Genomic DNA, 20,169 nt, shown 5'->3' on the forward strand with positions numbered 1-20,169 from the left:
GCGTTGCGTGCGATTCGGACTTGCCGCGAACCCTGCTCGCGCTTCACGTCACTTCCCCTCCGGACACCGAGATCGACTGGCCGGTGATCGCCGCTGCCGCGTCGCCGCACAGCCAGCGCACCGCATCGGCCACCTGCTCGGGCTGCACGATGCGCTGCTGCGGGTTGCCGGCGGCGAACTCGGCACGCGCCTGGGATTCGCTGCGGCCGGTCTTGCTGACCACGTTGGCGATGCTGTCGCGCAGGATATCGGTCTCGGTGTAGCCGGGGCAGACGGCGTTCACCGTCACGCCCTTCGTGGCCAGCTCCAGCGCCAGCGATCGGGTCAGCCCGATCACGCCGTGCTTGGCGGCAGCGTAGGCTGTGACGTAGGCGTAGCCCTTCTGCCCGGCCGTGCTCGCGATGTTGACGATGCGGCCGCTTCCTGCCTTCAGCATGTCGGGCAGTGCCGCCTGCGCGCACACGAAGCTGCCCGTGAGGTTGACGTCCAGCATGCGCTGCCACAGCCCGGCCGAGGTCTTCATGAAGGGTGCGCTCTCGGCCTGCCCGGCGTTGTTGACGAGGATCGCGATCGGGCCACGTGCGCCGCGCGCTTCGTCGAACGCGGCCTGCACCTGAGCCGCATCGCTCACGTCGGCCACGACCACACCGTGCGGCCCGCCCGGCAGCTCGTCGGCCACGCGCTGCAGCGCATCGCGCCGGCGCCCGAGCAGCGTGACGGCGGCGCCGTCGGCGGCCAGCACACGCACGATCGCCGCGCCAATGCCGCGCGCGGCGCCGGTCACGACGGCGTGACGGCCTTGCAAGGTACTCGCGAGCGTACTCACGATCGAACTCCGGTGCGTGCCGTTGCGGCACCCGCCGGCCGCTCCCAGGTCGCAGCGGTGACGCCGCGTTCGCGCAGCTTGTACTTCTGCACCTTGCCGTTCTCGGTGCGCGGCAGCTCGTCCATCAGCTCGATGTAGCGCGGGATCGCGAAGTACGGCAGCCGCGATTCGCAGAAGCGCGCCAGTTCCAGCGGCTCGATGCGCTGGCCGACGTGCAGCACCAGGGCGGCCATGACCTCGTCCTCGGCCAGCTCGGAATGCACCGGGTAGACCGCGACGCTGGCAACCGCCGCGTGGCTCTGCAACACCTGCTCGACCTCGAACGACGAGATGTTCTCGCCGCGCCGCCGGATCGCATCCTTGATTCGGTCGACGAAGCGGAACGCACCGTCGGCATCGCGTACGACGCGGTCGCCGGTGTGGAACCAGAGGTTGCGCCAGGCGTCGACGGTCTTCTCGGGCATGCCGAAGTAGCCGCTCGCGAACGCAAACGGCTCGTCGGCGCGCAGCAGCAACTCACCGGCCTCGCCGGCCGGCAGCTCGACGTCGTGCTCGTCGACGACACGTGCGTCGAAGCCCGGCATCAGCCAGCCCATCACGCCTCGGCGCGATGCATCCTTGCTGGCGATCACGAAGTTGGTCTCGGTCGAGCCATACCCTTCGAGCAGCCGCACACCGGTGCGTGCCTCGAAGGCCTCGCCCGCCGCTGCCGGCACGCCGGGGCCAAGGCCGATCCGCACGCGGTGCGCGCGCTCGCCCTCGCCGCCCGGCTGCGCAAGCAGGATGGGCACCATCGCACCGAGCAGATAGACCACTGTCGCCTCGGCGGCCTGCATCGCGGCCCAGAAACGCGACGCCGAAAAGCGCGCCTCGAACACCACGCGGCAACCGGTCAGCGCGGCCTGCGCGAAGGTGTTCAGCGCATTGATGTGGAACAGCGGCAGCGTGCTGCACAGCACGTCGGCCTCGTCCACGCCGAGCACACGTGCGGTGTTGACGCCCCACCAGTGGTACTGCGCATGCGGGCACAGCACGCCCTTGGCCGGCCCGGTGGTGCCCGAGGTGTAGAGGATCGCGAGTGTCTCGCCGGGCTGCACCGCGGCGGGCTCGGCCGCCTCGCGCGTCGCCGGCCAGGCCACGCAGGGCACACCGCCGAGCGTGGTCTCGCCCTGCACCGCATCGTCCACGCCGACCACCCAGATCATCTGCAACGCGGTGCGCGAGAGGTCCGCGGTGCCCAGCCGCTCGATGAAGCCGGCTTCGATGACGAGCAGGCGCGCGCCGCTGTCGACAAGGAAATACTCGATCTGCGGCCCCATGGACGCGGTGTTGATCGGCACCGAGACCGCGCCGAGCCAGCCGCAGCCGAGGAAGGCTTCCAGGAACTCGACGCGGTTGCCGCACATCAGCGCCACACGCTCGGCGCGCGCAACGCCGGCCGCGTGCAACGCTGCGGCCCGACGCGCGGCAATGCCGGCCGCCTCGCGATGCGACCACGAGACGCCGGCGAGCGTGACCAGTGGCCGGTCGCCGAAACGCTCGGCGCCGCGTTGCAGCATCGCCGGCAGCGTGCGCTCGCGCGGTGGCAGCGCCACGCAGGACGCGAGGGAAGACGCGTCAATCTTCATCGGTTCCGCCGCCGAGGTAGGTCGCCTGCACACGCGGGTCGCCGGCCAGCGCGCTTGACGCGCCGCTCAGCGCGATCTCGCCGGTCTCGAGCACGTAGCCGTGGTCCGAGCTCTCGAGCGCGGCGCGCGCGTTCTGCTCGACCAGCAGGATGGCCACGCCTTCATCGCGCAGCACGCGCACGATCGCGAGGATCTCCTGCACGATCAGCGGCGCCAGGCCGAGGCTCGGTTCGTCGAGCATCAGCAGGCGCGGCGCCGACATCAGCGCGCGGCCCAGCGCCAGCATCTGGCGTTCGCCGCCCGACAAGGTGTCGGCACGCTGCGCGCGGCGCTCGGCCAGGCGCGGGAAGCGCGCGCAGACGCCATCCAGGCGGCCGCGCAGCACGCTGCTCGACAGCCGCTTCGCGTAGGCACCGAGCATCAGGTTGTCGAGCACGCTCAGCTCGCCGAACAGCTCGCGCTTCTCCGGCACCAGGCACAGCCCGCGCTCGACGCGCGCTTCGACATCGAGGCTGCCCAGGTCGGCACCCTCGAAGCGCAGCGTTCCCTGCGAAGGCAGCAAGCCCATCACGGCGCCGAGCAACGTGGTCTTGCCGGCGCCGTTCGGTCCGATCACCGAGACGATCTGCCCCGGCATCAGCGCGAGCGACACGCCGCGCACCGCATCGACCTGCCCGTACGACACGTGCAGGTCGCCGATCTCCAACATGGCGCCCATCACGCGTTCCCCACCAACTCGACAGGCGTGGCCTCTGCCGCGGTCTCCGGCTTCTCGACCACGCTGCCGAGGTAGGCCGCCTGCACCCGTGGGTCGGCGCGCACCGCGCCAGGCGTTCCTTCGACGAGCTTGGAGCCGAAGGTCATCACGACCAGCCGGTCGACCAGCTTCATCACGAACTCCATGTCGTGCTCGACGATCAGGATCGTCACCCCCTCGTCGCGCAGCCTGCGCAGCAGCTCGCCGAGCGCCTGCTTCTCCTGGCGGCGCAGGCCGGCGGCCGGTTCGTCCAGCACCAGCAGCACCGGGTCGGCGGCGAGTGCGCGCGCGATCTCGAGGATGCGCTGCGTGCCAAGCGGCAGGCTGCCGGCGAGCTCGTGAGCACGGTCGGCCAGGCCGATGCGTGCGAGCTGGCGCTGGGCCTCGGCCATGATCTGCGCCTCCTCGCGCCGGTCCAGGCGCAATCCGGCGGCAAGCAGGCCGGCGCGGGTGCGCCCGTGCGCGCCGAGCGCGACGTTGTCGAGCAGGCTCATGTGCGGGCGCAGCTTCACGTGCTGGAAGGTGCGCGCCATACCGCGCTGCGCGATCGCGCGCTGCGCCAGGCCGCTGACGTCCCGGCCTAGGAATTCGACCGTGCCGCCCGTCATCGGCGCGGTGCCGGTGACGAGGTTGAACATCGTCGACTTGCCGGCCCCGTTCGGGCCGATCAGGCCGACGATCTCGCCGGCGCGCACGTCGAAGCTCACATCGTTCACCGCCACCAGCCCGCCGAAGCGCTTGACCGCGTTGCGCACCGCCAGCAGCGGCTCGCCGCGTGCCGGCAGGCGGCGGTGCGGCAGCGGCTCGGCCGATGCAGCCGCTGTGGCCGGTGCAGCATCGGGCAACGCGGCGAAGCGGGCGCGGGTCCAGCGCGTCACCAGCCCCATCACGCCGCCGCGCGCATGGTGCAGCAGCAGGATGAAGAGCACCGCGAACACGACCGCCTCGAACTGGCCGCCGCGCGTCGTCAGCAGCGGCAGCACGTCCTGCACGCCGTTCTTCATCACCAGCACCGCGGCGGCGCCGACCAGCGCGCCGGTGAGCTGCCCGAGGCCACCGGCCACCGCCATCAGCAGATACTCGATGCTCGCGCGCACGTCGAACGGCGACGGGCTGACGAAACGGTTGGCATGCGCATAGAGCCAGCCGGCGACACCGGCCAAAAGCGCCGCCAGCACGAACAGCGTGAGCCGGACCCGGAACGCGTCGGCACCGACACTCGCAAGCAGAACCGCGCCGCCGCGCAGACTGCGGATCGCACGGCCCGAGCGCGACTGCAGCACGTTGTGGCAGAACAGCACGCTTGCGCCCACCAGCGTCCAGATCAGGTAGTACACCGCGCGCGGGTCGGCCAGCGAGACGCCGAAGACGCCGATCGCCGGGATGTTCGACAAACCGGTGTGGCGCCCGAGCGCCTCGACGTTGCCGAACAGCAGTGCGATCGACAAGCCCCATGCGATCGTCGACAGCGGCAGGAAGTGACCGCCCAGGCGCAGCGTCAGTGCGCCGATCAGGAACGCGGCGACACCGGTCAGCAGCAGCGCGAACAACAGCCCGAGCCACGGCGACAGGCCCTGCACGCTCGTGAGCCACGCGGTCGCATAGGCTGCGATGCCGACGAACGCCGCCTGCCCGAACGAGGTGGCACCGCCGACGCCGGTGAGCATCACCAAGCCCAGCGCGACCAGCGCGCCGATGCCGATATCGTTGAGCAGCGAGACGCCGAACTTGCCGAGCACCGCAGGCGCCGCAGCGATCAGCGCCATCACGGCCAGGACCAGGATCGTGCGCGCCTTCATGCGTCGATCTCCTCGGTCTCTTCTTCCGCATGCCTGGCGAGCGCGGAGCGCAGCAGCAGCACCGGGATCAGCAGGCTGAACACGATCACGTCCTTCAACGCCCCGCTCCAGAACGAGCCGAAGCTCTCGACCACGCCGACCGCGAGCGCGCCGACCGCCGTGAGCGGATAGCTCACCAGGCCGCCGATGATCGCGGCGACGAACGCCTTCAATCCGATCAGGAAACCGGAGTCGTAGTACATGGTCGTGACCGGTGCGACCAGCACGCCGATCAGCCCGGCCAGCAGCGACGCGAAGGTGTACGCGAGCAGCGCCGTGCGTGCCGGCCGGATGCCGACCAGCCGTGCGCCGATGCGGTTCACCGCCGTCGCGCGCAGTGCCTTGCCGGCCACGGTGCGTTCGAACGCGAGGAAGAACAGCCCGCTCAGCACCACCGCCGAGGCCAGCATCAGCATCACCTGGCCGCTCACCGGCAAGCCGCCGGGCAGTGTCAATGCGCCGCTCGCGAGCGGCGCGGTGCGAAAGCCCTCGGGCCCGAAGAACAGCAGCCCGAGCCCCGACAGCAGGAAGTGCAGCGCGAGCGAGGCGATCAGCAGCACCAGCACCGACGCATCGGCGATCGGCTGCAGCGCCACGCGTGCGATCAGCGGCGTGATCGGCACGACGAGCAGGATCGCGAGCACGATGAACACCAGCTGCGGCACCGCGCGCCCGGCGAAGGCCCAGGCCAGCGCGCAGGGGATCAGCGGCAGCACGCCCCAGCCGAGCACGGCGCGCGGGATGCGCCGCATCTCGCCGCGGCGCGCGAGGGTCCACACCTCGGCGGCGACGGCCAGCAGCGCCAGCATCGCGACCAGCCCCACGGTCGGCGGCAGGCGGCCGGCCTCGAAGGCCGCGAGGCTCAATGCCGCAAACGCGGCGACGTCGCCGAACGGGACGAACACCACCCGCGTGACCGAGAAGATCAGCACCAGGCCGAGGCCGGCGAGCAGGTACACCGCCCCGTTGGCCAGGCCGTCGATGCCGAGAATGAGGGCGACGTCCCAGGTCATGACAGGCTCCTCAGGGCACCAGTTTCCACAGCCCGTTGTCGAGCTTGACGATCACCCGCGCACGCTCGTCCACGCCGTACAGATCGCCCGGCTTGAAGTTGTAGACGCCGTGCGTGCCCGCCACCTCCTTCGAGCTGAAGATCGCGTCGCGCAGTGCCTGGCGGAAGGCCGGCGTGCCGGGTTCGCCCTTCGCGCGTGCCGCGGCATCGGCGAACACCATGTAGGCGTCGAACGAGTAGGCCGAGAACGCATCGGTGCTCGGTGCGTTGTTGGCCTTCTGGAAGGCAGCGCGGAAGTCGAGCGCGAGCTTCTTCGTCGGGTACTCGTTGGGCAGCTGCTCGGCGACGATCACCGGGCCGGTCGGCATGAAGCTGCCGTTCGCGGCCGCGCCGGCGACACGCACGAAGTCGGGGTTGATCAGCCCGTGCTGGCCGTAGATGTTGCCCTTGAAGCCGCGCTCGGCGAGCGCGAGGTACGGCAGCGCGCCCGGCGTTCCGGAGCCGCCGGTCATCACCGCATCGGGACGCGCGGCGATGATCTTCAGCACCTGGCCGGTCACCGATTGATCGGCACGCGCGTAACGCTCGTTCGTCACGACCTTGATGCCGGCTGGCTCGGCCGCCTTCATCAGCGAGTTGTAGACGAGGTCGCCCCACGCGTCGGTGAAGCCGATGTAGCCGACGGTCTTCACACCGTCGCGCTTCATGCGCTGCACCACCGCGTCGATCATCAGCTGCGGCGGCTGCGCGACCGTGACGGTCCAGTCGCTCTCGGCCGGCGCGAGCGAGATCGGCGACAGGCCGATCATCGGCGTCTTGGTCTCGCGGCCGACCTGCGAGATCGCGATCGTGGCCGGCACGCCCGACGATCCCATCAGCACGTCGACCTTCTCCTCCTCGACCAGCTTGCGCGCGTTGCGGCCCGCGTTGCTCGGGTCGGACGCGTCGTCGAGCACGACGAGATGGACCTTGCGCCCGTTGATCTCCGGCTTGTAGGCGATTGCCGCCTGCATGCCCTTCGCATACGGCACGCCGAGCGACGAGTTCGGGCCCGACAGTGACACGCTGAGCCCGACCTTGAGGTCTGCGGCGATCGCGCCGGCGGTGAAGGCGAGTGCGATGGCGGCACCGAGCGCGCAGCGGACGAGACGTTTCATGGTTCGGGACTCCTGGTGAGTGGGAAGGTGTGGAGCGGAGGGACTAGGGAAACAGCTGGATCGCCGGCAGCGCCGCACCGGCATCGAGAAGATCGACCCGCTTGAGGCGGATGCGCCAGGCGCCGCCAACCTTCGCGAGGCGGTGCAAGCAGGTGCCCGCGAGCATCAGCTGGCGCTCGCCGCGCGACTCGATGTAGACGAAGGGCGTGCGCAGCTCGCAGCGCTCGGGCTCGTCCAGCGTCACGGTCGAGGTCTGCAGCACATGCTGGCAGCGGCTCGCCGGATGCTGCGAATGGGCGCGCGGGTTCTTCAGCCGCTCGATGCGCAGCTGCAGCAGCAGGCGGTCTTCGTCGGCGAGCGCGTTGTGCGGCGCGCCCTCCTGCTGCGCCGCGCCTTGCAGCGGCACCCAGTAGCGGCCATCGTCGGCGAACAGCGCGAGCCATTCGTCATAGCGGCGCTCGTCGAGCAGGCGCGCTTCGTGGGCGACGAACGAGACGGCGTCCATCGTCAGCTCTCCATGTCCTGCGTCATGAACGTGGCCCACGCGCGGAACTGGTTGCGCATCAGCAGCTCGTTCGTGCCATTGACCTCGCGCGGGCCGCCTTCCAGCTCGGCCGGGTCGAAATCTCGGTGCAGGCTCACCCAGTCGTTGCTGCTCCCGCGCAACCCCTGCTGGATGCTCTCGAACAGATGCACGTCGTCGTGCGCCACCACCGACATCGGCGAGAACACCAGCCGGTTGTAGGTCATCGAGCGCTCGAACAGCAGCTCCGGCGCGCCCTCGACCCGAAAGCTCCACGCCTCGACCAGCGTGCGGTCGACCGCGAGCGGCCGGATCACGCGGATCGCCTGCGGCGAGCCCTTCACCGCGAGGCTCGGAAAACACACCGAGTTCTGCGGCGAGCGCTGGAGGATCTCCGTGGCACGCGCCTCGCCGTGCGCCTCGCGCAGGGCCGCTTCGTACTCCGGCACCTGCGCGTAGCCAGAGTGGATGCTGAAGTTGACGCCCAGCATGCTGTGCCCGTTCGGGTACACGCGCCCGCCCATGCGGTCGAAGAAGTCGTAGCCCGCGCCGAACGGCAGGATCTGCTCCATCGCCATCGGCTTGGGGGCATCGGCCGGCTGGCCCTGCCACAGCACATTCGCGGCGGCGGTGGCCGACTCGTGCGTCGACAGCGGATGCACCGTGTCGTTGATGTTCTCGAGGTACATCTTCCAGTTGCAGTGCACGACGTTGCGCAGCACGCCGCCCTCGATGCGCAGGCGGCCGACCGGCGAGCGGTCGACCAGGTTGTCGATCGCGCCCAGCACCTCGTCGAAGTACGCGTGGAAATCGGGCCCGCCGTCGTTCAGCTTCGCGAACACGAAGTCGCGATAGACGGCCACGTTCTTCAGCGCGCCCATGCCCTGCCCCGATTCGCACTGCTGCAAGCGTGTGCCCTCGTAGCCCGCCTTCAGCGGCACCGCGAGCGGCGCGCCGTCGAGCTTGTAGGTCCACGCGTGGTACGGGCAGCGGAAGAACTTGCCGACGCTGCCGCACGCATCGGTCACCAGCTGCGTGCCCTTGTGCGCGCAGCGGTTGTTCAGCACGCGGATGCTGCCGTCGCCCTGGCGCACCATCAGCAGCGGCCGGCCGGCGATCTCGACCGCGACGTAGTCACCCGCCGCCGGCACCTGGCTCGCGTGGCCGATGTAGTTCCACGTGTTCGCGAAGAAGTGCCGCTGCTCGAGCGCGAACAGCGCGGGGCTCAGGTACAGATCGCGGTGCACGCGATCGTCCTGGACCAGGGCGAGGATGTCGTTGCGTGTCACGGCACGAGCTTCCACTGGCCTTTGTCGAGCTTGATCACGACCGCCGAGCGCTTGTCGAGCCCGTACGGCTCGTTCGGCTTGAACGTGAACACGCCGTGCGTGCCGGGCAGCTCCTTGGTCGCCGCGATCGCGTCGTGCAGCGCCTGGCGGAACTGCGGCGTGCCGGGCTCGGCCTTTGCCATCGCGCGCGCCGCCGCGTCGTCGAGCACGAGGTAGGCGTCGAAGGTGTAGGCCGAGAACGCATCGGCCGGCAGCGCGCCGTGGGTCTTCTGGTACGCGGCGCGGAAGTCGAGCGCGACCTTGCGGACCGGGCTGTCGGCCGGCAGCTGGTCGGCCACCATCACCGGGCCGCTGGGCACCATCAGGCCGTCGACGGCGCTGCCGCCCACGCGCACGAAGTCGGCGTTGATGAGGCCGTGTGTGCCGTAGATCGCGCCCTTGTAGCCGCGCTCGGCGAGGCCCAGGTACGGCAGTGCGCCGGGCGTGCCGGAGTTGCCGGCGAACACCGCGTCGGGCCGCGCGGCGACGATCTTCAGCACCTGGCCTGCCACCGACGCATCGGCGCGTGCGTAGCGCTCGTTGGCAACGATCTTGATGCCGGCCGGCTCGGCCGCCTTCACGAGCGAGTCGTATGCGAGATCACCCAGCGCATCGGAGAAGCCGATGTAGGCGACCGTCTTCACGCCGCTCGCTTTCATCTTGTCGACCACGGCCGCGACCATCAGCGGGAAGGGCTGCGAAACCGTGACCGTCCAGCCGCCATCGTCGGCCGGCACGCTCACCGGCGTGGGCGAGATCAGCGGCGTCTTCGTCTCGCGCGCCACGGCGGCGATTGCCAATGCTCCCGGCACGCCGGATGTGCCGATCAGCACGTCGACCTTGTCCTCGGTGACGAGCTTGCGCGCATTGCGCGCGGCGACTGCCGGATCGGACTGGTCGTCGAGCACGATCACCTGCACCTTGTGCCCGCCGATCGTCGGCTTCCACGCCTGCGCGGCCTGGATGCCCTTGCCATAGGGAACGCCGAGCGCCGCAACAGGGCCCGACAGCGAGGTGATGACGCCGACCTTGAGATCGGCGGCCAGCGCGTGCGCGGTGACGCCGGCACCGATGACGGTGGCTACAGCAGTGGCGGCAATACGCATCGAGTTCTTCATCGTCATGCTGCTGTCTCGGTTCAAAGTCAAAGTGCAAGGCTGCCGAGGCTTGCGCCGCCGCAGACGTAGAGAACCTGGCCGGTGATGAAGCCGCTGCCCGGGTCGGCGAAGAACGACACGGCGCGTGCGACATCGGCAGGCTCACCGACGCGCTTGACCGGAATCGACGCCGCGAGCTGCCGCTCCTTCTCGCTGCCGGCGGGGATCACGTCGTAGAACATGTCGGTGTGGATCGGCCCCGGCGCGACGACGTTGACGGTGATGCCGTCGGCCGCCAGCTCGAGCGCCCAGGTGCGCGCCATGCCGAGCATGCCGGCCTTGGTGGCGGAGTAGGCAGTGCGCGTCTGCGCGCCGAGCGCGGCGCGCGACGACAGCAGGATCACGCGGCCGAAGCGGCGCGCGCGCATCGCGGGCAGCGCGGCCTGCACGAGCTGGATCGCGCAGCCCAGGTGCAGGTCGACGAGCGCATCGAGGTCGTCGAGCTTCACCTCGGGCAACAGTGCGGGACGGATCACGCCGGCGTTGTGCACGACGGTCGTGACCTCGAAGCGGCGCACCAGTTCGCGGGCCGCTTCGGCGGTGGCCGTGCGGTCGGCGAGATCGACCTCGATGCTGTGCAGCTTCGGGTGGTCGATCTCGGTGCGCCGGCGCGCGAGCGACACGACCTCGTAGCCACGCGCGAGCAGGTCTTCGCAGATCGCGCGGCCGATGCCGGCACTGCCACCGGTCACCACGGCAACTCCAGCAGCGTCGCTCATGCGCGCTCCTCCACCAGCGCCAGCACCCGCAGCGGGCTGCCACTCCCCTTCTGGATCTTCAGCGGCGGACAGATCAGCACCGCGCCGATCGGCGGCAGCAGGTCGAGGTTGGACAGGCACTGCAACCCGTAGCGCCCCGCCCCGTGCATGTAGTAGTGGCACGGATACGGCGGCCGCAGGTGGTAGCCCTGGCCGGCGTCGGTGCCGATGGCCTCCGAACCGAAGCCGAGCACGTCGCGCTGCTCGACGAGGAACTGCACTGCCTCGGAGCTCGGCCCCGGCGTGTGCTGCCCTGTCTCGTCGAAGTTCTGGTAGGCCTCGGGATCCAGGCGCTTCGACCAGTCGGTGCGCATCAGCACCCAGGCGCCGGCCGGGATGCGGCCGTGCGCAGCCTCGAAGCGCTCGATGTCGGCAACCGTGAGCAGATAGTCGGGATCGGCCTTCACCTGCTCGGCGCAATCGATCACGCAGGCCGGCGCGACGAAGTGCTGCACCGGAATCGTGTCGACCGCGTTGTTCGGCAGGTCGCGCCCCGAGATCCAGTGGATCGGTGCATCGAAGTGCGTGCCGGTGTGCTCGCCGCACGAGAAGTTGTTCCAGTACCAGCCCGGGCCGCGCTCGTCGTAGGCCGAGACCTCTTCGATCCGGAACGGCCAGCACTGTCCCATCTCGGGCGGCAGCGCGATCTGCGGGAAGTCGGGCGTCAGCGTCTGCGTCAGGTCGACGACGCGGATGCGGCTGCTCGTGAGCGCGCTGACCAGTGCGCCCAGCACCGTGGTGGTCGATTGAGTCATCAGTTGCCTCCCGCTGCCAGCTCGCGTTCGAGCACCTTCGGGTTGTCGCGCCAGCGCTCCAGCCACTCCTGCGCCACGTCGCCGGGGTACACGTCTTCCACGCCGTCGCGCAACGCCTTGACGATCGCGCTGGCGATGGCTGAAGGTGCAACCTTCGGCGGCGGCAGGTTCTGATTCCATTCGTCGTCGATCGGCCCCGGGAACAGGTTGATCACGCGAATGCCCGCTGGCCGCATCTCGGCGCGCAGGCATTGCGCAAGCGAATGCGCTGCCGCCTTCGAGGCCGAGAACGTGCCGTGCGGCGGGTAGTTCGAGAGCGCGTAGATCGACAGCAGGTTGACCCACGCGGCCGCGTGCGTCACGCCATCGGCCGAGCGGCCCTTCAGCGCCGGGCCGAACTCCTGCGCGAGACGCAGCAGACCGAAGTAGTTGATGTCCATCTCGGCCTTCGCCACGTCGGTGCCACGCCGCGCCGCGATGCCGAACGCGCGGTGCACTTCGGCGTTGTTGATCACGATGTCGACCTTGCCGCCGATCTCGCCGGCCAGCTCGCTCACCGAGCGGCCGTTGGTCAGGTCCAGCGGCACCAGCGTGACCTGCGGCAGCGCCGTGATGTCGTCGAAGCCGGGCAGCTTCTTCCACGGCTCGGCGTGGCCGACCCAGACGATCTCGGCGCCGGCTTTCACGAGCGCGTGAACGATCGCCTGCCCGACCGCGGTCTTGCCGTCGGTCACCAGCACCTTGCGGAACTTCGGGTCGCTGGTCATCTCGCGCAGCATCTTGTCGTCAGCCATGTGTTCGCTCCCTTCGGGGGGAAATCCAATCAGCACCGCCTGGCCGGCGCGGTCGAGCCGCGCACCAACCTTGACTGGCGCCGGCGCATCGCCGACCTCGCCGTGCAGGTGCACGATCAGCGAGGGGCCGGCCGCGAGCTGCACGAGCCCGAGCCGCCACGGCAGGCGCTCGCGGAAGAACGGATCGTTGCTGTGATGCAGCGTGGTCGTGCCGAGCAAGGTGCCCTCGCCCGACTGCGCGCGCCATTGCAGCCGCGCCGACAGGCAGCGATGGCAGGCCTCGCGCGGCGGGTATTGCACCGCGCTGCAGTCCTTGCAGACCTGCAGCTCGAAGCGGCCTTCGGCCGCAGCGGCCGTCATGCCGAGCGCGACGCGGCCGCGCGCCCACGGCGGCAGGTTCATCTGCCGTGTGCGCAGAACCGGGTTCTTGCGCTTGGGCTTCATCAGCGGCATCGTCATGCTGAAGTTCCCAGAACCACCGCGCCGGTGCAGAGGCAGCGGTCATACGTGACCATGCCGAAGCCGGTGACCAGGCCCAGCTTCGCGTCGGCCACGGCGCGTTCGCCGGCCTGGCCCGTGAGCTGTCGGATCGCCTCGGTCATGCCGAGGAAGCCACCCGCCGCACCCGCCTGCCCGGCCGAGAGCTGGCCGCCGCTGGTGTTGTTGGGGAAGCTGCCGTCGTGCGTCAGCGTGTTCGCGCGCACGAAGGCCGGGCCGCCGCCCTTCTCGCAGAAGCCCAGGTCCTCGAACTGCAGCATCACGATCACCGGGTAGTCGTCGTAGGTCTGCACGAAGTCGATGTCGGCCGGCGCGGCGCCGGCCTGCGCGTAGAGATCGTCGCGGTCGATGCGCCAGCCGCCGCGCACCATCACCGGGTCGTCGCTGTAGGCGTTGTGGCGCTCGATCGCGCCGCGCACCAGCACGTGGGCGAGGCCGAGCTCGCGCGCCCGCTCCTCGCGCATCACGAGGAACGCCTCGGCGCCGGCGCAGGGCATGACGCAGTCGAACAGATGGATCGGGTCGGAGATGGGCCGCGCCGCGATGTACTCGTCGAGCGTGAGCGCCTTCTTGAACAGCGCGTTCGGGTTCTTCAGCGCATTGCTGCGCTGGTCGACCGCAATGCGGCCGAAGTCCTCGCGCGTCGCGCCGTAGGTGCGCATGTAGTTCGCGGTGATGAACGCGAAGATCGAGTTCGGGCCGCCCGAGCCGTACGGGTAGCTCGCATCGCGCGCGAAGTGGCTGAAGCTGCCGAGCGTCTGGCGGAACGAGTCGACGTGGTTGGTGTCGGCTGCGACGCAGGCCACGACGTCGGCATCGCCCGCCTGCACCGCGCGCGCGGCGCGCCGCAGCGACATCACACCCGACGCGCCGCCGGTCGGGATGTGGTCGAGCCAGCGCGGCGACAGGCCCAGGTGCTGCGTGACGCCGACCGCGGTGTCGGGCGACAGCGAGAAGCTGCTGATCGTGAGCCCGTCGATCTGCTCCTTCGCGAGCCCCGATGCCTCGACCAGCGCGCGCAGCGCCTGGCCGATGAACCAGTGCGCGTCGTGCGTCGAGTAGCGCAGGTAGGGAACCGTCACCGGCACCGCGACGGCGACGCCTTCGTACGAAGCCCGGGAGCTGCGGCGGCTCATTGCGCGGGCCTCTTCTTCAACGCGGCCGTGGCGACACAGTTCGCCTGCCCGACGAGCGCGGCGGCCATCGTGCGCAGCTCGCCGCGCTGGACCTTCTGCGAGCTCGTCAGCGGCAGCGCGTCGACGAAGGCGACATAGCCCGGCGCCTTGTAGTACGCGAGGCGCGCCAGGCACCAGTCGACGATGTCGGTCGCGGCTTCGTGACGCGAGTCGTCGGCGATACCGTCGCTCACGATGCAGGCCAGCACCTCGTCGCCGCGCACCGCGTCGGGCACCGCCGCGACAGCCGCCGCCTTCACGCGCGGGTGCTGCAGCAGCACGCTCTCCACCTCGACGGCCGAGATGTTCTCGCCGCTGCGGCGGATCACGTTCTTGCGCCGGTCGATGAAGTGGAGCTGGCCGTCGGCACCGCGCTTCACGATGTCGCCGGTGTGGAACCAGCCGTCGGCCCAGGCCTCGTCGGTGGCCGCCTCGTCTTTCAGGTAGCCGGCGAAAAAACCATCGCGGGGGTCCGCGCCGGCGTGGCGCACCAGCAGCTCGCCGGGCTCGTCGACGCCTGCCGGCATGCCGCTGTCGGCGACGATCGTCACCTCGACGTCATCGCCCTCGCGGCCGAAGCAGCTCGTGCCGACCCCGCGCGGCTCCTGGTTCGCGATGATCACGGCACCGGCACCGGTCTCGGTCATCGCCCAGGCCTCGAGCAGCGGAAAGCCGAAGCGCTCCTCGAACGGCGCATGCAGGCTGCGGTCGACTCCCGCCCCGAAGCCGAAGCGCACACGATGCTGCCGGTCCTGCGGCGCGGCGGCAGCCTTCATCAGCATCGCCGGCATCACGCCCAGGTAGTGCACGACCGTGGCGCGCGAATCGCGCACGCTGTCCCACCAGGTGCCCGGATGGAAGCGGTCGAGCGGGATCAGGCAACCGCCGGTCACCACCATCGCCATCGTGGAGTACGCCATCGCGTTCATGTGCACCAGCGGCAGCGGCGTCAGCATGCGTTCCTCGCCGAGGCGCAGTTGCGCCGACCCGCCGATGCCGGCATACCACTCGCCCGCGTGCACGAAGTAGCGGTTCGGCAGGATGCAGCCCTTCGGGCGGCCGGTCGTTCCGGAGGTGTAGAGCAGCGCGCATTCGCTGCGCTCGCCGATCGCCGCGTGCGAGAGCGGCGCGGCGAACGGGGCGGCGGGCGGCACGTCGTCGGCGCCGGTCACCGGCACTTCGCGGCCTGCGGCCTGCGCCGCGCTGCGCAAGGCATCGTGGCGTGCCGGCAGTGCGACGGCCAGCGCGATCTCGGAGTGCCCGATCAGGTATTCGAGCTCGGCCGAGCGCAGGTCGGGATTGATCGGCACCACCGAGACGCCCAGTCCGTTGAGCGCAAACCAGTGCAGGAAGAACGCCGGCCGGTTCTCCAGCAGCAGGCCGACGCGGTGTCCGTGACCGTAGCCGGCGGCCGCATAGAGCACGCGCAGCCGCTCGACCTGCATCTGCGCCTTCGCATAACTCGTCTGGCCCGCGGGCACGCCGTAGAGGCCCGCCGTTTCCGGCAGCACGCACAGGAAGGGCCGGGCGCCGAACTGCGCAGCGGCTTGCGCGAAGGTGTCGGCGACGGTGTTCGGGAGCGGATTCATCGTGTTCGCTTGCACGCGCCTACATGAACAGGTTGATGCTGCCGAAAGCCGCGTCGCAGTTGACGAGGTCGACGCGCTTGAGGTAGATGCGCAGCGCGTCGTTCTCGGTCACCAGCTCGTGCGTGGCCCAGCCTGCGAAGAGGGTCTGCGTGTCCAGGCGCGTCTCGAGATAGTGGAACGCCGTGCGCAGCGTGCAGGTTCCGGCATCGCGGTCGACGCGCTCGATGCTCGGCTGCTGCAGCAGGTGGTGGCTGCGGCTGCGCGGTTGCTGCGAGTACGTGCGTGCACCGGCCAGCCGCTCCACGCGAACGCGCAGCAGCAGCTTGTCTTCGTAGAGCAGCGAGGCGTGCAGGCGCGGGTCCTGCTGGCCGGGCGCGAGCGGCATCCAGTAGTGGGCATCTTCGGTGAAGAGGTTCAGCCAGTCGTCGAAGCGCTGCTCGTCGAGCAGGCGCGCTTCGGCGTAGACGAAGTCGATCAGTTGCCTGTCGTTGAAGGCACTCATGCGCGTCCCTCTTCCATCGACGCCGTCATGTACCGGGCCCACGCGCGGAACTGGTTGCGCATCTGCCATTCGTTGGTGCCGTTGGTCGCGACGTTGACCTGCCCGCGCTCGGCCGGGTCGTACAGGCGGCCGACGTTGATCCAGTCGCGCCCGCGCGCATGCAGCCCTTCCTGCGCGCGCTCGTACACCTCGAGGTCGTCGTGCCCGACCACCGAGGTCGGCGCATTGACGAGGCGGTTGTACATCAGCGTGCGCTCGAGCAGCAGGTCGGGCGCGCCGACGAGGCGGAAGGTCCACGACTCGACCAGCGTCTTGTCGGCCGCGATCGGCAGGAAGCGCCGCAAGGTCTGGATCGGCCCCTTCACCATGATGTTCGGGAAGTACACGGTGTTGTGGCGCACCTCGCCGAGGATCTGCTTCGCGCGCTGCTCGCCGTAGGCGGCGACCATCTGCTCGAAGTAGCCGGGCACCGGCGAATAGGCGGCGTGGATCGAGTCGGCCACGCCGGTGTGGCCGTGACCGTTGTCCCAGACGCGGATGCCCATGCCCTCGAAGAACTCGTACGAGTTGACGAAGGGCGCGAACAGCTCCACCGCCATCGGCTTCGGCGTGCCATTGGGCGCCTCCTTCCAGACGCGCACCGCGGTGCCGGCCGACGACTCGTGCGCGACCATCGGGTGGCAGGTGTCGGTCTGGTTGTCGACCAGCATCTTCCAGTTGCAGTGGTGCATGTAGCGCAGCACGCCGCCGGCCACTTCGAGCTTGCCTTCGGGCGAGCGCTCGACCATGTTGTCGAGGGTCGAGAGCGACTGACCGAAGAACTCGTCGAAGCCGACGCCCTCGGGGTTGAGCCGGCAGAACACGAAGTCGCGATACGTGTGCACCGCCGCCACCGGCGCCATGCCGCGGCTGGCCTCGCAGGACTCGAAGCCGGTGTCGTCGTAGCCCTTCTTCAGCGGCACCGACAGCAGGCTGCCGTCGGTCCTGAAGGTCCAGGCGTGGTACGGGCAGCGGAAGAACTTGCCGGTGTTGCCGCAGACCTCGCCGGCCACCTTCGTGCCCTTGTGCGGGCAGCGGTTGTAGAGCACCTTCACGCTGTCGTCGCTGTGGCGCACCATCACGACCGGCTCGATGCCGACGCTGGTCGTGTAGTAGTCGCCCTTGTTCGGCACCTGGCTCGCATGGCCCACGTAGACCCAGGTGTTCGCGAACAGGTGCGCCATCTCGAGCTCGAACAGCTCCTGATCGATGTAGAGATCCTTGTGCACCTCGGTGTCCCGCACCAGCGCACTCACCGCATCGGGTCGCCCTTCGTACTTCGTCATGGCATCTCCTTTCCTGCGCCGGCTACAGGTCGAGCACGAGCCGCCGGCCCTTGCAGCGCGAAATGCAGATCTGCATCACGTTGCCCTCGCGCCGCTCGCGTTCGCTCAGCACGTAGTCGCGGTGCTCGATCTCGCCCTCGACGACCGGCGTCGCGCAGACACCGCACTCGCCGCGCTTGCAGTCGAACATCGGGTCGCAGCCGGCGTCGATCAGGCAGTCGAGGATCGACTTGTCGGCCGGCACCGTCAAGCTGCGGCCGCTTTGCGCCAGCACGACCTCGAACGCGTGGTCGCCGGCGTCCACCGTCGGCGCGGTGAAGACCTCGAAGTGCACCCGTTCACGCGTCCATCCGCGGGCCTGGGTCTTCGCGAGCAGCGTGTCGAGCATCGGCTTCGGGCCGCAGACGTAGAGCTGGTCGTCGGCGCCGCAGGCATCGAGCAGGGCCTCGACGTCGAGCGGCGCACCGGCCTCGGCATCGGCGTGCACGTGCAGCGAGTCGTCGAGCAGGGCTTGCAGCTCGGGCAGGAAGGCCATCAGCGCGCGGCTTCGGCCGGCATAGTGCATGCGCACCGGCGCGCGCTGCGCGACGCGCTGCGCGGCCATGCTGACGAGCGGCGTGACGCCGATGCCGCCGGCCACCAGCACGGCGCAGCCGCTGTGCTCGCGCAGCGCAAACTCGTTCTTCGGCGCTTCGATCGTGAGCAGCTGGCCCGGCAGCACACGCTGGTGCATGAAGCGCGAGCCGCCGCGCCCCTCGTCCTCCCTGCGCACCGCGATCACGTATTCCGTGGGCGCACCGCAGGCGTCGGCGCGCGTCGACAGGTTGATCAGCGAGTAGTGCCGCCAGTCGCGGCTGCCGTCGGGCAGCTCGACCTGCACACGCAGATGAGCGCCGGCCGTGAAGCCGGGCAGTGCGGCGCCGTCGTCGGCCTGCAGGCGGACCAGGCGGATCAACGGATTCAGCTCGCGCGCTTCGGCGACACGGAGCTGCAGGATGGCGGGGCTGAGGGTCGACATGGTGAACGCGGTGTTCGTATCAGGCGAGCGCGTGGCGAGCCAGCGTCGCGCGCAGCTTGTCGCCGTGCTCGTCGGCGAGCGCCGCGTCGCGAAGTTCGCGCAGCGTGGCCGGCGCGAGCGCCGCGCCGGCGCGCTGCACCGCGGCCATCAACGTCTCGAAGTTGCGCAGGCCGCGCGCGTGCGTGTCGCTGTAGCCCTTGACGAGGCGCTGGCACTGCGCCACCTCGACGGCGAGCCGCGGGTTGATCGCCGCGGCCTGCGCGATCCGCTCGAGCCACTGCTCGATGCGCTGCGTCTCCGCCGCGAAGCGCAGACTGCTGCGGCGCCAACGCTTCATGGCGGCCAGCAGGTAAAGCATCAGGAAGCCGCGCAGCGAGCTGGTCGTGATCACGCGGCCCTTGCGCGTGAAGCGCTCGACCAGCCGGCGCGGCCAGCTCGAGCCTTCGAGCCAGCGGCCGAGACCGGCGGGCAGCGTCTCGCAGATCTCCTGCAGGCGCGGGTGCATGTACTCGTTGATCGCGAGCAGCTGGCCGTCGGCCACGCGCACCTCGTCGCGCACGCGTTCGAAGCGCGTCGCGCGGGTCTTCAGCTCGGCGACGCGGACCGTGTCCTCGTAGCTCATCCACAGTGCGAGATGGCGCGCGGTTTCCTGCAGCAGCAGCGGCTCGGCGTCGGCCGGCAGCTGCGCGATGCGCGCCAGGCGGTCGAGGTACAGCTCGGCGTACTCCGGATCCTGGTAGTCGATCAGGCGGCGCACGCCTTCGACGAGCACAATCCTCGCGCTGGCCGGAAAACCGCTGGCGATGCGTTCGAGCAAGGCGCGCACGCGTTCGTCGCGAGGCTCGCGAATGCTCGGCGGCAGAGGTACTGCGGTGCTCACCGCGCCGGGCCCGGCGCCGGCGCGCGCATGGCCGGATGCGAAGGCCTTCAGGCTGGGCTTCACGCCGACCCCGCCACGCGCGATGGTCGCCTCGAACTGGGCGCGCGAGAACGGCAGCACGTCGGTGCCGGCGAGCGCGCCGAACAAAATCGCGCTGATCACGCTGCCGGCGTCCTCGGCGGCCTGCGCCATGTCGAAACGCACGAAGCGCCTGGCCGCGGCCTGCGCGTGCGCGAGCAGCTGGTCGCTGTCGACGCGGCCGTCGCCCATGGCCGTCTTCTCGGCGATCGAATAGACGCGGTGCGTGGAGGCGATCAGTGTCGTCCGGTCGGGCGTGACCAGACCGCGCTGCACGGCCCGGCCGGCCTCCATCAGCTCGGACGCCAGCACCACGTCGACGTCGCCGGCCAGCGGCATCAGCGCCAGCACCGGCGTTCCGCCGTCGCGTTCGGCCTGCGCCTTCGGGTACAGCTCGACGTAGTAGATCGTCGCGCCGGTGCGCTGGGCGACGCCGGGCACCGAGGTGGTCTGCGCGATGTAGCCGTTGTGCTCGCCGAGGTCGACGATCCAGTCGGCCAGCACGCCGCCGCCCTCGCCGCCCATGGCGAGGATGGCAATCTTGATGGGTTGCGTGCCGGACATCGTTTTG

General features: G+C 70.0%; 18 protein-coding genes. All 18 read right to left on the bottom strand.

What is annotated here, in order from left to right; translation table 11 throughout:
- Positions 1-43: 43 nt before the first annotated feature.
- From AC1DTW_RS07150 to AC1DTW_RS07235, 18 genes are read right to left on the bottom strand one after another with little or no spacing between them, the layout of a single operon-like run.
- Entirely contained in the window at positions 44-826 is a 783-nt protein-coding gene (locus AC1DTW_RS07150; RefSeq protein WP_477980335.1) for an SDR family NAD(P)-dependent oxidoreductase, read from the bottom strand.
- Entirely contained in the window at positions 823-2,454 is a 1,632-nt protein-coding gene (locus tag AC1DTW_RS07155) for an ATP-dependent acyl-CoA ligase (RefSeq protein WP_477980336.1), read from the bottom strand. Before AC1DTW_RS07155 ends, AC1DTW_RS07150 begins: the two co-directional genes overlap by 4 nt.
- The gene (locus tag AC1DTW_RS07160; protein WP_477980337.1) at positions 2,444-3,172 is read right to left on the bottom strand and encodes an ABC transporter ATP-binding protein; all 729 of its coding nucleotides are present in this window, start codon (positions 3,170-3,172) and stop codon (positions 2,444-2,446) included. Before AC1DTW_RS07160 ends, AC1DTW_RS07155 begins: the two co-directional genes overlap by 11 nt.
- Positions 3,172-5,010, bottom strand: a complete 1,839-nt coding sequence (locus AC1DTW_RS07165; RefSeq protein WP_477980338.1) for a branched-chain amino acid ABC transporter ATP-binding protein/permease — start codon at positions 5,008-5,010, stop codon at positions 3,172-3,174. The genes AC1DTW_RS07160 and AC1DTW_RS07165 overlap by 1 nt, the downstream gene beginning before the upstream one ends.
- Positions 5,007-6,062 (bottom strand): branched-chain amino acid ABC transporter permease, encoded by a 1,056-nt coding sequence (locus AC1DTW_RS07170; protein ID WP_477980339.1) that lies wholly within the window; start codon positions 6,060-6,062, stop codon positions 5,007-5,009. Before AC1DTW_RS07170 ends, AC1DTW_RS07165 begins: the two co-directional genes overlap by 4 nt.
- Positions 6,063-6,072: 10 nt before the next feature.
- Positions 6,073-7,218 carry an ABC transporter substrate-binding protein gene (locus AC1DTW_RS07175; protein WP_477980340.1) on the bottom strand — a complete coding sequence of 382 codons (1,146 nt, stop codon included), beginning with the start codon at positions 7,216-7,218 and terminating at the stop codon, positions 6,073-6,075.
- Positions 7,219-7,261: 43 nt separating this feature from the next.
- A complete protein-coding gene (locus AC1DTW_RS07180; RefSeq protein ID WP_477980341.1) occupies positions 7,262-7,723 on the bottom strand; it encodes an aromatic-ring-hydroxylating dioxygenase subunit beta in 462 nt (153 codons plus the stop codon).
- Positions 7,724-7,725: 2 nt separating this feature from the next.
- Positions 7,726-9,030, bottom strand: a complete 1,305-nt coding sequence (locus tag AC1DTW_RS07185; RefSeq protein ID WP_477980342.1) for an aromatic ring-hydroxylating dioxygenase subunit alpha — start codon at positions 9,028-9,030, stop codon at positions 7,726-7,728.
- The gene (locus tag AC1DTW_RS07190) at positions 9,027-10,187 is read right to left on the bottom strand and encodes an ABC transporter substrate-binding protein (protein WP_477980503.1); all 1,161 of its coding nucleotides are present in this window, start codon (positions 10,185-10,187) and stop codon (positions 9,027-9,029) included. The genes AC1DTW_RS07185 and AC1DTW_RS07190 overlap by 4 nt, the downstream gene beginning before the upstream one ends.
- A gap of 26 nt (positions 10,188-10,213) precedes the next feature.
- On the bottom strand, positions 10,214-10,945 hold the full coding sequence (locus AC1DTW_RS07195) for an SDR family oxidoreductase (RefSeq protein WP_477980343.1): 732 nt from the start codon (positions 10,943-10,945) through the stop codon (positions 10,214-10,216).
- Entirely contained in the window at positions 10,942-11,739 is a 798-nt protein-coding gene (locus AC1DTW_RS07200) for a cyclase family protein (protein ID WP_477980344.1), read from the bottom strand. Before AC1DTW_RS07200 ends, AC1DTW_RS07195 begins: the two co-directional genes overlap by 4 nt.
- Complete coding sequence (locus tag AC1DTW_RS07205) at positions 11,739-12,992, bottom strand: SDR family NAD(P)-dependent oxidoreductase (RefSeq protein ID WP_477980345.1); 1,254 nt, start codon at positions 12,990-12,992, stop codon at positions 11,739-11,741. Before AC1DTW_RS07205 ends, AC1DTW_RS07200 begins: the two co-directional genes overlap by 1 nt.
- Entirely contained in the window at positions 12,989-14,167 is a 1,179-nt protein-coding gene (locus AC1DTW_RS07210) for a thiolase family protein (RefSeq protein ID WP_477980346.1), read from the bottom strand. The genes AC1DTW_RS07205 and AC1DTW_RS07210 overlap by 4 nt, the downstream gene beginning before the upstream one ends.
- The gene (locus AC1DTW_RS07215; RefSeq protein WP_477980347.1) at positions 14,164-15,795 is read right to left on the bottom strand and encodes an AMP-binding protein; all 1,632 of its coding nucleotides are present in this window, start codon (positions 15,793-15,795) and stop codon (positions 14,164-14,166) included. The genes AC1DTW_RS07210 and AC1DTW_RS07215 overlap by 4 nt, the downstream gene beginning before the upstream one ends.
- A 19-nt stretch (positions 15,796-15,814) precedes the next feature.
- On the bottom strand, positions 15,815-16,297 hold the full coding sequence (locus AC1DTW_RS07220) for an aromatic-ring-hydroxylating dioxygenase subunit beta (RefSeq protein WP_477980348.1): 483 nt from the start codon (positions 16,295-16,297) through the stop codon (positions 15,815-15,817).
- The gene (locus tag AC1DTW_RS07225) at positions 16,294-17,622 is read right to left on the bottom strand and encodes an aromatic ring-hydroxylating dioxygenase subunit alpha (RefSeq protein ID WP_477980349.1); all 1,329 of its coding nucleotides are present in this window, start codon (positions 17,620-17,622) and stop codon (positions 16,294-16,296) included. Before AC1DTW_RS07225 ends, AC1DTW_RS07220 begins: the two co-directional genes overlap by 4 nt.
- A gap of 22 nt (positions 17,623-17,644) precedes the next feature.
- Positions 17,645-18,640, bottom strand: a complete 996-nt coding sequence (locus AC1DTW_RS07230; protein WP_477980350.1) for a PDR/VanB family oxidoreductase — start codon at positions 18,638-18,640, stop codon at positions 17,645-17,647.
- A 19-nt stretch (positions 18,641-18,659) separates the two neighbouring features.
- Positions 18,660-20,162: an indolepyruvate oxidoreductase subunit beta family protein gene (locus tag AC1DTW_RS07235; RefSeq protein WP_477980351.1), complete on the bottom strand. Its 1,503-nt coding sequence runs from the start codon at positions 20,160-20,162 to the stop codon at positions 18,660-18,662.
- Positions 20,163-20,169 lie beyond the last annotated feature (7 nt).

Source organism: Rhizobacter sp. P5_A1, from assembly GCF_056400745.1.